This window comes from Vibrio sp. B1FIG11, assembly GCF_905175335.1.
Taxonomy (GTDB): Bacteria; Pseudomonadota; Gammaproteobacteria; order Enterobacterales; family Vibrionaceae; genus Vibrio; species Vibrio campbellii.
On sequence record NZ_HG992751.1, the window covers coordinates 333,683 to 345,820 of the forward strand.

Genomic DNA, 12,138 nt, shown 5'->3' on the forward strand with positions numbered 1-12,138 from the left:
CCTGTCGCAAATTGCGCATAAAGGTTGCCATGGAAAGAGCAATCGGTGTTTTCTCAAAAGGATATTGAGGTGGTTATGCTACGTGAGTTTGCTGTTTACCGTCCACGTCAGGTGGCGCGTTTCGTTAAGACTTTATTCAAAGGTCAGTTTTCAATTGCAGGTGTTGGTCAGTTCCGTTTTGATAACGGAAAGGTGCTGTTGCCTGATATCAAAAACCCCCAACAACTCTCTGTATTTAGAGAAGTAAATCAAGCAATTTTATCTCTCCCAGTGTAATGACAAGAATTGTAAAAGAGCGACTTTCGTCGCTCTTTTTAGTTTAGGCTTAACCTTGAAGGCTTGGTGGGAAACAAACCCCAGTGCCACCTAAACCACAGTAGCCGTTCGGGTTTTTCGCTAGGTATTGCTGATGGTAAGTTTCAGCGAAGTAATACGGACCAGCAGGTTCAATTTCTGTCGTGATGGCTGAGCGTTGACCTTCTTGCAGAGCTTGCTGATACTGGACCTTTGAACGTTCGGCTGCGTCTTGCTGTTCTTGTGAATAGGTGTAAATCGCAGAGCGGTATTGAGTTCCTAAGTCGTTGCCTTGGCGCATCCCTTGAGTTGGGTCGTGCTTTTCCCAAAATGCGGCAAGCAAATGCTCAAGAGAAATCACGCGATCATCAAAGACCACTCGGACCACTTCGGTATGTCCTGTCTTGCCTGTGCACACTTCTTCGTACGTTGGGTTTGGTGTGTAACCCCCTGCGTAACCGACGGATGTGGATACCACGCCCTCAATTTGCCAGAACAATCGTTCTGCTCCCCAGAAGCAACCCATTCCCAATAAAATCTGTTGTTGGTGAGCTTGCGGCTGTGCCGTTAAACTCGATTGATTTACAAAATGCGTGTCATCGATTTGCATTGATGCCTCTCTACCTGGCAGCGCATCTTCTATACTGATCATTGTCTGTTTGTTGAGCATGGTATTTGTCCTTCAATACGAGTCTTAATTTTGCGAATGATTATATTCAGTCTGAATATGATGTTGTGATGACATAGACCGTGGTAAACCTATTAATATTACAGACTTAGCCTTCAATTGGCGTTATTATTGTTTACGTTTATTTAACCTCATCCAGCTAAAAAGCATGATAAGAAAAGCTACCCCGATCATTGTCAGTCTACTTGCCTTTTCTCATAGCGCTTACGCCGATGTTTCCTTAAAGATAAAGGGCATTGATGGCGCGCTAGAAGATAATGTGAACGCTTACTTGTCTTCCATTCCAGAAGACGATTACTCCACGTCGTTGCGCTTTCAGGCGCGATTGGAACAAAGTATCACTGAAGCGCTCAATGCGCTTGGTTATTATCATGCGAAAATTTCATACACTATTACGAAAGATAATGATGAATTGATCGTCAACATCAAACCGGGCGAGCCTGTCAGAATCAAAGAAATGGACGTAGTGATTTCAGGTGAGGCGGGGGAAGATGAAGAATTCACGAACCTGATCAAAAAATCACGTTTGAAAGAAGGTCGAATCCTAAACCAAGGGGAATACGACGCTCTAAAATCGGGCATTCGTAACTTAGCGTTGCAGCGTGGCTACTTTAACGGTGACTTTAAATTGAGCCGTTTAGAGGTGGTGCCAGAGCTTAATGAAGCTAACGTTCGTCTGCACTATGACAGTGGTATCCGTTATCACTTTGGTACGGTTGAAATTTTGGGTAGTCAGATCTGGGAAGATCGCGTTGATTCTTTGCGCCCATTTAAAACCGGTGAGCCTTACTTGGTCTCTGAAGTGGGTGAATATAACCAGAACCTTTCGAATACGGATTGGTTCTCATCGGTATTTGTTGAGCCTGATCTCACCAAGTTAGATGATGGTCGAGACCTACCAATCAAAGTCTCACTTGCTCCTGCTGCGAAAAACCAAATTGAAACGGGTATTGGTTACTCTACCGATACTGGTGTGCGCGGTACGCTGAAATGGAAAAAACCATGGGTGAGTGCGCGAGGCCACAGCTTTGATACCGCGCTTTCTCTGTCTAAACCAGAGCAGACCATCACGGCTGGCTACAAGATCCCACTTGATGATGTATTGCACGAATACTACCAACTTCAGTTTGGTTTGAAGCATCTCGATAACCGCAATACGGAAAGTTTGGAATCGAATCTCGCGGTAGAACGTCACTGGATCACCGATGGTGGTTGGCACAAAACGTTGTATGTTCGTCACTTGTACGAAAACTTCTCGCAAGGTTTGCAAGAAGATGGTGTGCAGTTTGTTTTACCTGGTGCCTCGTTTTCTCGCACACGGACTCGTGGCGGTAACATGCCAATGTGGGGCGATAAACAGAGTGTGACGGTTGAATACGGTGACCCGGCGTTGTTGTCTGAAACTCGCGTACTTCGTTTGTTAGGTCGCACATCTTGGATTCGTGGTATCGGACAAAACCACCGTGGTTTATTCCGCCTTGAAGGTGGCGCCAACGTCACTGATGAATTTGAAAAACTCTCGCCATCGCTGCGTTTTTTCGCTGGTGGTGACAACAACATTCGTGGTTACGGCTACGAATCGATCTCACCAACAGACTCGAGTGGCGCATTGACCGGTGCGAAATACATGGTAACCAGTACGTTAGAGTACCAGTATCGTGTGCATGGCAACTGGTGGGGGGCGGTATTCTACGACATTGGTGACGCATTTAATAAAACCCCTGAATGGAAATCGGGTGCGGGTGTCGGTATCCGCTGGGCATCACCGGTCGGTCCGGTGAGCTTTGACTTTGCTTGGGGCCTAGACGCCGAGCCAGATCCAGAATTCCGTATCCACTTCTCTTTGGGGCCAGAGCTATGATGAAAACAACACTGAAGTGGACGAAATGGTTCTCAATCGGTCTACTGACTCTTATTGTGTTGCTGGCGATTTTAGTCGGCACCATTCTATTTACCCACCCAGGTCTAAAGTTGGCACTTTGGGGGGCAGAAAAAGCGTTACCGCAACTTAAAGTCGAGCAAATTCAAGGCTCACTATTCCCACGTTTTGCGCTGCATAACGTCAGCTTTGTGGATGAGTCTCTCCATGTTGATGCTAAGGTGGAAAGCTTAACGTTAGCGATGAACTTCCGTTGTTTCTTTGACCCTAAAGTGTGTGTGGATGAGCTCGCGCTGCAGGGTGTTAACTTCCAAATGCCAGAGTTGCCACCGGCAAGTGATGAGCCGGAAGAAGAAACACCACCGCTGCACTCCATCAGCACACCAGTGCCAATCTTCGTCAATAAAGTCAGCTTTAACGACATTAACCTGAACATCTTAGGTAACAAGGTTGATTGGCAAGAATTCTCTACCGCATTGTCGATGCAAGGTGACCGCTTGGTGATTGCTCCAACGGCATTGAAAGCTATCAATGTGGCACTTGCACCAAGTGACGAAGCCACAGAAGAGAAGCCATCACAAGCAGCAGATTCGGAACCAAAGGCCAAGAGCGAGCAAGCTAAAGCGACACCAAAGGCAACTGAAAGCCAGCCTAAAGAGGCGAAAACTCGAGCTACAGAGAAAGCTAAACCTACAGCTGAAACGAAGCCAGAAGGGATAGTGCTGCCTGAGGTATGGATTCCACTGACCGTTGAAGCAAAACGTCTCGATATTCATGACTTTAAATTAGCTGGTGACACACCTGTGATTGTTCACCACTTAGGGCTAGAGGCAACGGCTGGTGGTGATAACGTCGATGTCAAAACGCTAGAGCTTGATATGCCAGAAGTCGAAGGCCAGCTAAGTACGCAAGTGACATTATCGGCCGATTACCCAATTCAAGCGCAGATTGACGCTCTGGTTAAACAAGCGGACGTAAAGGGGCAGAAACTATCGCTTTCTGCGTCTGGCTCGGTTGGCGATTTATCATTGCAGGCGACGCTGTCTGACTTGGTGAAAGCGACGATTGAAGGTCAAATTCAACCGCTTAAACCTGAGTTACCATTGATATCAAGCTGAAAGATGTTGCTGCGCAATGGCCATTGAGTGGTAAGAGCGATTACCAAGTTTCTGTTCCTAGCCTAGTTGCCAAAGGTTCACTAGAGGGCTACACCGTTGCGTTAGATGCCAAGGCATCAGGTAAAGATATTCCTGCTGTGGATGTGGCGTTAAACGGTAAAGGTACCCTAGAACAGATTGATTTAGGCAGCATTGTTGTCAAAACGCTAGGTGGTGAGTTAGCGGGTAAGGTGATGGCCAACTGGGCTGCGCCAATCAACTGGCAAGCCGATCTAAACCTGAAGAACATTCAGCCAGGTTTACAATGGCGAGAAGCTGAAGGTGATATCAGCGGTAGTCTATCGACTTTAGGCTCACTAACCGATCAAGGTGGCTGGCAAGTGAGTCTGCCTAAACTGGACATCGACGGTATTCTGCGTGGCTACCCGCTGAATATTGAAGGTCAGCTAAAGGCATCTGACAAGACGGGTAAAGGCGAGGATATTCAGCTCAATACACAAGGTTTAGCTTTGTCCCATGGCCCCAACTCATTGAGAGCAAAAGGTAAGATCGACAAACAGATCTTGATGGATGTTGAAGTTAACTTCCCCGATTTCGCGAAAAGCGTACCGGACCTTGGCGGTAAGATGAATGGTAATATCGCACTTCGTGGTAGCCTGAAACAGCCAGACATCAACTTAGATCTCGCGCTTAACCAAGTGAATTGGCAACAACAAGCGAAGGTAGAAACCATTACGCTGAAAGGCGATGTGACTCCACTGCCTGCGCCGAAAGCTGATGTCAGCCTAATTGCGAAAAATATCACTTACGATGACATCAAAATCGATAGTGCGGACCTTGAAGTGACAGGAGATGAGAAGCTGCATCAACTCACGTTGGATGTGGTTTCAGACGTTGTTTCAAGTAGTTTAGAGATCGAAGGTAGCTTCAAGCAAAAGCCAGAAATGATCTGGGATGGTGCATTGCGTCGCTTAACGCTAAGTACCCCTCAAGGCCCTTGGGCGCTACAAAAATCAACGGCAGTTAAGGTTAACATCGATAAGCAGATTGCGAATGTACAGGCACATTGTTGGTTGCAAGCAAACTCAAAAGTGTGTCTAACGGAAGACATCAGTGTTGGTAAGAGCGGTGAAGCGAAGTTAGCCATCACTAACTTTGACTTTGACCAAATTAAACAGTTCTTGCCAGCAGAGACCAAGCTTCAAGGCTCGGTGAACGCGAATGCTGACGCAAAATGGGCACCAGACATGAAACCGGAAGTGACGGTAAATGTGGAGATGCCGAAAGGTCAGGTTGAGCAAGCGCTAGAACAGCCAATTAAGGTCGGCTGGGACAGTGTCAGCCTAAAAGCTAAGTTAGCCCAAGATAAACTGAATGCTGAGTGGTTATTTGATGTTACAGACAACGGCGATTTATCCGGTAAGGTGTCGTTAAATGATGTCTCGTCAGAGAGCCCAACTATTGACGGTAAAGTGTCGCTGTCGACGTTCCATTTAGACTTCTTAGCGCCACTTATCGGTGAGTACAGCCTATTCAAAGCGAACATGAATACGGATCTGGCTCTGTCGGGTGATGTGATGCATCCGAAAGTGAATGGTCAGTTCTTGATTGACCAGATGAAGTTGCAAGGTGATGTGACGCCAATTGATATCAACTCGGGCAAAGTCGCGATTAACTTCAGAGGGCATCAAGCAGATTTAGATGCAGGCATTATTACACCCGATGGTAAGCTGGAAATTAACGGTGATGCGGATTGGCGCGATCTGGAAAACTGGCACACCAAAGCTCGTGTTTTTGCAAAAGAGCTGAAAGTCGATATGCCGCCAATGGTGCGAATCAAAGTCGAGCCAGATATGACGATTGATGTGACGCCTCAACTGGCCAAGGTTGAAGGCAACATTAATCTTCCGTGGGGTCGTATCTTAGTGGATGAGTTGCCACCAAGTGCGGTTGGCGTGTCGAGCGATACGGTTATCTTGAATAAAGATATGCAGCCTGTCGATGGCGAGCAAGCGCTGCCGTTTAACGTAGAAACTGACATCAACATCAAGATTGGCGATGACTTCCAATTGTCTGCATTCGGTCTAAAAGGTGACTTGCAAGGTAACTTGAATGTGACACAAAAAGATAAAGGTCCATTCATTGTTGGTGAAGTGAATATCGTCGACGGTTCTTACCGCTCATTCGGCCAAGACTTGGTGATCGAAGAAGGTAAGATCATGATGAATGGCCCTGCGGATCAGCCTTACGTATCAATCAAAGCGATTCGTAACCCAGACAACACGCAAGACGATGTGACAGCCGGTGTTCGAGTAACTGGCCCAGCAAGTGACCCGACCGTAGAAATTTTCTCGGATCCGGCGATGCCACAAGCGAACGCACTGTCTTACCTATTGCGCGGTCAAGATATCGATGCGGAGTCGGGCGGTAACGCCATGACTACAACGTTGATCGGCCTAAGCTTGGCGAAGAGCGGCAAGGTAGTTGGTGAAATCGGTGAAGCTTTTGGTGTACAAGACTTGCAATTGGATACGGCTGGTTCGGGAGATGACTCTCAGGTGACAGTAAGTGGTTATATCTTGCCAGGTCTGCAAGTGAAGTACGGCGTAGGTATCTTTACCTCGTTGGGTGAGTTCACTGTTCGTTACCGTTTGATGAAAGATTTGTACCTAGAGGCGGTATCGGGCGTCGATAGTGCGGTTGATCTGCTCTACCAGTTTGAATTCAACTAAGCTTAGCTTTTAAAACATAACTAAGGAGTGGTTATGCAGCATTTGGTATTTGTGTATGGCACCTTACGCAAAGGAGAGTGCAATCATCACTTTTTGAAAACCGCTGAGTTTCTCGGGCATCATGAGACTGATGCCCAATTTGCTTTGTACGATTTAGGTCGTTATCCCGCGTTGTCGACTGGGCAAAAAGCGATACAAGGCGAAGTGTATTTAATTGATAACGATACACTCAGCGAGTTAGATAAGCTTGAAGATGTGCCAGTGGAGTACCGCAGAGAGAGTATTGCGACACCATTTGGCCAAGCTTGGATCTACTTATACCAAGATACTGAGCAACTCACGGAAGAGATTGCTTCTGGCGATTGGTGCCAAAGGGTGTGAACTATACTGAGAGCAGTAACGTATGCATTGACGATATATACAACAAAGACTTGGGAGGTCTGCGATGAAATATCTATCTCCAATCATACTACTGCTTCTTGTTGGTTGTTCAAACAGTACACCACCGAGCAGTAACGACAGCATGCAGTGGCAACAATACGGTATGCAGCGAGCGGAAGCGGGTGAATCAAAACTCTCCATGCAAGAGCTCAACAAAGGTGACGATTTATATATGGCGTACAGTAATGGCTATGAAAGCGGTCGAGCTAATTACTGTGCACAAGACGCTTTCACACTCGGTGAAAGCAGGCGTTATTACCGAGGCATTTGTGACGATTTAGATGATCGATTCCGTCGAGAATACGAACTAGGGCGTACATCTAAAGGCAGCAAACGCTACTAATGAGTGAGGAGTAATGATGAGACTATTCGCGATTGGCGCTATGCTTCTATTTCTCAACGCTTGTGCGCAAACCACACTACCCAGCTCTGTTAACGCGACAGACTGGCAAGCTTTCGGCAAACAAACAGCACTGAAGGGTTCGCTTGAGTTGTCCGAAGACCGTATTGCCAAGTTAGATGACACTAACCGTGCCACTCCTGAACTCATTATGGCCTACCAAACTGGCTACCAGGAGGGTAAGGAAGAGTATTGTCAGCAAAGCGCTTATATTCTCGGCGTACAAGGTGCTCCTTACTATGGCATCTGCGATGATTTAGACCCATTTTTCCACAACGATTATGAATCAGGCAGATTGTCGACGGCGGGTGGCTATTAAACCGGTTGTTGATTAAACCAAGTTATGAAAACGAAAAAGAGCTGCCAATTGGCAGCTCTTTTGTTATTTGTTACTTACGATTATTTGTTTTGAGCACGCTCGTAAGACTCTAGGATTTCCGCTTTTGCTGCAGCAACGTCATCCCAGCCATCAACCTTGACCCATTTGCCCGCTTCAAGCTCTTTGTAGCGTTCAAAGAACTGCGTGATTTGGGCTTTGAGTAGCTCTGGAATATCGTCAACATCTTGAATGCCTTCGTACTCTTTTGAGATTTTAGAGTGCGGGACAGCGAAGACTTTCGCATCTTCACCCGATTCATCTGTCATTTTCAGTACACCGACTGGACGGCAGCGAATCACAGAACCTGGCATTAATGGGTAAGGGGTCGGAACCAGCACGTCCACTGGGTCGCCATCTAGAGAAAGAGTATCGTTCACGTAGCCATAGTTACATGGGTAGAACATTGGCGCAGACATGAAACGATCAACAAACACAGCACCAGTGTCTTTATCTACTTCGTATTTGATTGGATCCGCGTTGGCAGGGATTTCGATGACGACGTAGATATCTTCAGGCAGTGATTTACCTGCTGGTACGTTATTTAAGCTCATTTGAATATTCCTTTTCATTGAGGATTAAGCGTGGAAAGGCTTAATCTGGCTAACATTTACGCAGTTCACTTTAACGACAAAAACGCGGCAGGTAAACACCCGCCGCGTTGGACAAAGGTCTGAAATTAGTCTTCTTCGCGATTCAGTTCAAGAAACTCTTCGACTTTGTTGACCATGTTCTTTGAACCCACAAAGAAAGGCACTCGCTGGTGCAGTTCGGTAGGTTTCAAATCCATAATGCGGTTTACACCGTCAGACGCCAAACCGCCAGCTTGCTCAATTAAGAATGCCATCGGGTTGCACTCGTACAACAAGCGCAGTTTGCCTTGAGGGTGGCTTTGCGTGCTTGGGTACAAGTAAATGCCGCCTTTTAGCAGGTTACGATGGAAGTCAGCAACCAATGAGCCAATGTAGCGAGAGGTGTATGGGCGACCATCTTCAGGCACATTCTCCTGACAGTACTTGATGTACTTCTTCACGCCCTGCGGGAAGCGGATGTAGTTGCCTTCGTTGATTGAGTAGATTTTGCCATCTTCTGGGATCATCATGTTTTCATGAGATAGACAGAAGCTGCCAATCGATGGGTCGTAAGTGAAGCCGTTTACGCCATTACCTGTGGTGTAAACCAGCATGGTCGATGAGCCGTAAATCACGTAGCCCGCTGCCACTTGTTTGTGACCTGGTTGTAGGAAGTCTTCTTCTGTTGGTGGGGTTCCAATAGGAGAAACTCGACGATAAATAGAGAAAATCGTACCAACAGACACGTTCACATCGATGTTTGATGAGCCATCGAGTGGGTCCATTAGTACAACGTATTTTGCGTTTTGGTTAAGTTCTTTATTGAACGCAACCGCTTCATCTTCTTCTTCACTGGCTACACCACACACTTGGTCGCGTGCTTCGAGCGCTGCTTTGAACTTGTCGTTCGCGTATACATCAAGCTTTTGCTGATCTTCGCCTTGTACGTTCTCTGTACCTACAGCGCCAGTGATATCACCAAGACCTGCCGCATTGATTTCGCGGTTTACGATTTTTGCAGCTAAACGAATAGAAGCTAATAGAGATGAAAGATCACCGCTAGCGTGGGGGAAATCCGCTTGTTTCTCAACAATGAACTCGCCTAGGGTGCGCAGTCCTGACATGGTTTATCCTTACATTTTTCATTTCGTTGGGGGTGTCGCGCAACGGGGGCATCTCTTTATGGATGTTAAACGATTGCGCTAGATGTAAGTTTAAGTCGCAGATCTTATTAATGGTAATGAAGTAACCGACTGAGATCTCAATTTATTTGTCTTATTGCATAAGACGTGAACCGCTTGGTTAATGCTTGGTCAGTCAGCCCTAAGCCTTGTCAGATTTGTGAAAGAGACTGCACGAACAGGGTGAAAGGCACTCGCTTTTCTGGTGGTTATCACGATAATGAAAGGATTAAAGAACGCATTACAAGGTTAAGTTTATGCACATTCATATCTTGGGTATCTGCGGCACGTTTATGGGCGGTGCGGCAATTTTAGCGCGTCAGCTAGGTCATAAAGTGACGGGTTCGGATGCCAACGTTTATCCACCAATGAGTACCCTGTTGGAGTCTCAAGGTATTGAAATTATTGAAGGCTTTGACCCTTCTCAACTTGACCCTCAACCCGACCTCGTGGTTATTGGTAACGCGATGAGCCGTGGTAACCCATGTGTTGAGCATGTGCTGAATACCAATATGCGTTACACCTCTGGTCCACAATGGTTACAAGAGTTCTTATTGCACGATCGCTGGGTTCTAGCGGTATCGGGTACCCATGGTAAAACGACTACTTCAAGCATGCTAGCTTGGATTTTAGAAGACTGTGGCTACCAGCCTGGTTTCCTTGTCGGTGGTGTATTGGGTAACTTTGGTGTGTCAGCACGCTTGGGTGAAAGCATGTTTTTCGTCGTTGAAGCGGACGAATACGACAGTGCTTTTTTCGATAAACGATCTAAGTTTGTTCATTACCATCCACGTACCTTGATCATGAATAACCTTGAGTTTGATCATGCAGACATCTTCGACGATCTTGAAGCGATTAAGCGTCAATTCCACCATTTAGTGCGTACTGTTCCTGGAAACGGTTTGATCTTGGCACCGAAGCAAGATCAGTCGTTGCAAGACGTGATCGAGCGCGGTTGTTGGACTGAAAAGCAGTTCTCAGGTGTCGACGGTGATTGGCAAGCACACAAACTGGTTATCGATGGTTCTAAATTTGAAGTGTCACTGCAAGGCGAGAAAGTGGGCGTCGTAGATTGGGACCTTGTTGGTGACCACAACGTGGGTAACGCTTTGATGGCCATTGCAGCTGCGCGTCATGTTGGTGTTGCACCAGAACTGGCTTGTCAGGCTCTTGGTCGTTTTATTAACACCAAACGTCGCTTAGAGTTAAAAGGCGAAGAGCAGGGCGTGACGGTTTATGATGATTTTGCTCATCACCCAACGGCGATTGAACTGACATTGGGCGGTTTACGTAACAAGGTTGGTGAAAAACGTATCCTTGCCGTTTTAGAGCCTCGTTCTGCGACCATGAAACGTGGTGTGCATAAGAATACTTTGGCGGCTTCTCTGCACAGTGCTGATGAGGTGTTCCTCTTCCAACCAGACAACATTGATTGGTCGGTACAAGAGATTGCAGACCAGTGTAAACAGCCTGCGTTTGTTGATGCAGAGATGGGCTCTTTTGTCGCAAAAATCGTCGAACGAGCGCAACCGGGCGACCAAATTCTCGTGATGAGTAATGGTGGTTTTGGCGGCATCCACGGCAAGCTTCTAGAACAACTGAAACAAAAAGCTTAATTACATCTATGCAGCAAAAAGTAACCCCTAAAAAAGCCATCACATTAGCACTAACGGGTGCCTCTGGTGCCCCATATGGACTTCGTCTTCTTGAATGTTTAGTGGCAGCGGATTACCACGTCTACGTGTTGATCTCTTCGGCTGCACGCGTGGTAATGGCGATCGAACATGACTTGAAACTCCCAAGTGGCCCTGAGGCGGCGCAAAAAGCGCTGGTTGAGCACCTTAATTGCAATCCAGATAACATCACCGTTTGTGGCAAAGACGACTGGTTTTCGCCGGTGGCCTCTGGCTCTGCGGCGCCTAAGCAAATGGTGGTGTGTCCATGTTCTGCAGGTAGTGTTGCGGCCATTGCACACGGCATGTCGGATAACTTGATTGAGCGCGCTGCTGATGTAGTAATGAAAGAACGCGGACAGTTACTGCTTGTGGTGCGTGAAACGCCTTTCTCAACACTGCACCTTGAAAATATGCACAAGCTTTCGCAAATGGGTGTCACCATTATGCCGGCAGCGCCGGGCTTCTATCATCAACCTAAAACTATCGAAGACTTAGTAGATTTTATGGTGGCGAGAATTCTTGATCACCTTGGCATTGAGCAAGGTTTAGTGCCACGTTGGGGTTATGACCAACGTTGATTGTGTAATCAATAAAAGACCTTTACAATCCATCCAACTCATCGGGGAGCAAACCCACTTGGCATTGAGCTTATCAATACCATTGGGCGCTGAGACCTAATCGCTTAACGTTGTTGAGCAAACAGGGACCCGTATTACCTGAACCAGATAATGCTGGCGTAGGAATTGAGTCTGGATATTGGAAGTCCTAAATACCGCCTCAA

At 46.8% G+C, this 12,138-nt stretch carries 10 protein-coding genes, 1 pseudogene and 1 riboswitch; of the genes and pseudogenes, 8 read left to right on the forward strand and 3 right to left on the reverse strand.

Annotated features, from left to right (window positions below):
* The first annotated feature begins 75 nt into the window (after positions 1 to 75).
* Positions 76 to 276, forward strand: coding sequence for a DUF1107 domain-containing protein (locus tag KHO06_RS01625; RefSeq protein WP_005528565.1), 201 nt, complete (start codon positions 76 to 78; stop codon positions 274 to 276).
* Positions 277 to 325: 49 nt separating this feature from the next.
* Here KHO06_RS01625 and msrA read toward each other — a convergent pair whose 3' ends face one another.
* Complete coding sequence (gene msrA / locus KHO06_RS01630) at positions 326 to 964, reverse strand: peptide-methionine (S)-S-oxide reductase MsrA (protein WP_081234229.1); 639 nt, start codon at positions 962 to 964, stop codon at positions 326 to 328.
* 166 nt (positions 965 to 1,130) lie between these two features.
* On the opposite strand from msrA, the gene KHO06_RS01635 reads away from it, so the two are divergent.
* The 5 genes and pseudogenes from KHO06_RS01635 to KHO06_RS01655 all read left to right on the forward strand — a co-directional run bounded on the left by KHO06_RS01635 (position 1,131) and on the right by KHO06_RS01655 (position 7,871).
* Positions 1,131 to 2,843 (forward strand): autotransporter assembly complex family protein, encoded by a 1,713-nt coding sequence (locus KHO06_RS01635; RefSeq protein WP_212582006.1) that lies wholly within the window; start codon positions 1,131 to 1,133, stop codon positions 2,841 to 2,843.
* A pseudogene (locus tag KHO06_RS01640) lies at positions 2,840 to 6,711 on the forward strand (translocation/assembly module TamB domain-containing protein). The gene KHO06_RS01635 and the pseudogene KHO06_RS01640 overlap by 4 nt, the downstream one beginning before the upstream one ends.
* 33 nt (positions 6,712 to 6,744) lie before the next feature.
* On the forward strand, positions 6,745 to 7,092 hold the full coding sequence (locus KHO06_RS01645; protein ID WP_005430563.1) for a gamma-glutamylcyclotransferase: 348 nt from the start codon (positions 6,745 to 6,747) through the stop codon (positions 7,090 to 7,092).
* 64 nt (positions 7,093 to 7,156) lie between these two features.
* Positions 7,157 to 7,495 (forward strand): DUF2799 domain-containing protein, encoded by a 339-nt coding sequence (locus tag KHO06_RS01650; RefSeq protein WP_038890882.1) that lies wholly within the window; start codon positions 7,157 to 7,159, stop codon positions 7,493 to 7,495.
* A gap of 16 nt (positions 7,496 to 7,511) precedes the next feature.
* Positions 7,512 to 7,871, forward strand: a complete 360-nt coding sequence (locus KHO06_RS01655) for a DUF2799 domain-containing protein (RefSeq protein ID WP_005430559.1) — start codon at positions 7,512 to 7,514, stop codon at positions 7,869 to 7,871.
* Positions 7,872 to 7,951: 80 nt separating this feature from the next.
* Here KHO06_RS01655 and ppa read toward each other — a convergent pair whose 3' ends face one another.
* Both ppa and fbp read right to left on the reverse strand, forming a co-directional pair.
* Positions 7,952 to 8,482 carry an inorganic diphosphatase gene (gene ppa, locus KHO06_RS01660; protein ID WP_038890881.1) on the reverse strand — a complete coding sequence of 177 codons (531 nt, stop codon included), beginning with the start codon at positions 8,480 to 8,482 and terminating at the stop codon, positions 7,952 to 7,954.
* 125 nt (positions 8,483 to 8,607) lie between these two features.
* Complete coding sequence (gene fbp / locus KHO06_RS01665; RefSeq protein ID WP_005430527.1) at positions 8,608 to 9,624, reverse strand: class 1 fructose-bisphosphatase; 1,017 nt, start codon at positions 9,622 to 9,624, stop codon at positions 8,608 to 8,610.
* 314 nt (positions 9,625 to 9,938) lie between these two features.
* On the opposite strand from fbp, the gene mpl reads away from it, so the two are divergent.
* Positions 9,939 to 11,297: a UDP-N-acetylmuramate:L-alanyl-gamma-D-glutamyl-meso-diaminopimelate ligase gene (gene mpl / locus KHO06_RS01670; protein WP_212582007.1), complete on the forward strand. Its 1,359-nt coding sequence runs from the start codon at positions 9,939 to 9,941 to the stop codon at positions 11,295 to 11,297.
* An 8-nt stretch (positions 11,298 to 11,305) separates the two neighbouring features.
* A complete protein-coding gene (locus tag KHO06_RS01675; RefSeq protein ID WP_212582008.1) occupies positions 11,306 to 11,935 on the forward strand; it encodes a flavin prenyltransferase UbiX in 630 nt (209 codons plus the stop codon).
* Between the two features lie 32 nt (positions 11,936 to 11,967).
* Positions 11,968 to 12,117, forward strand: a riboswitch (TPP riboswitch).
* The last annotated feature ends 21 nt before the right edge of the window (positions 12,118 to 12,138 follow it).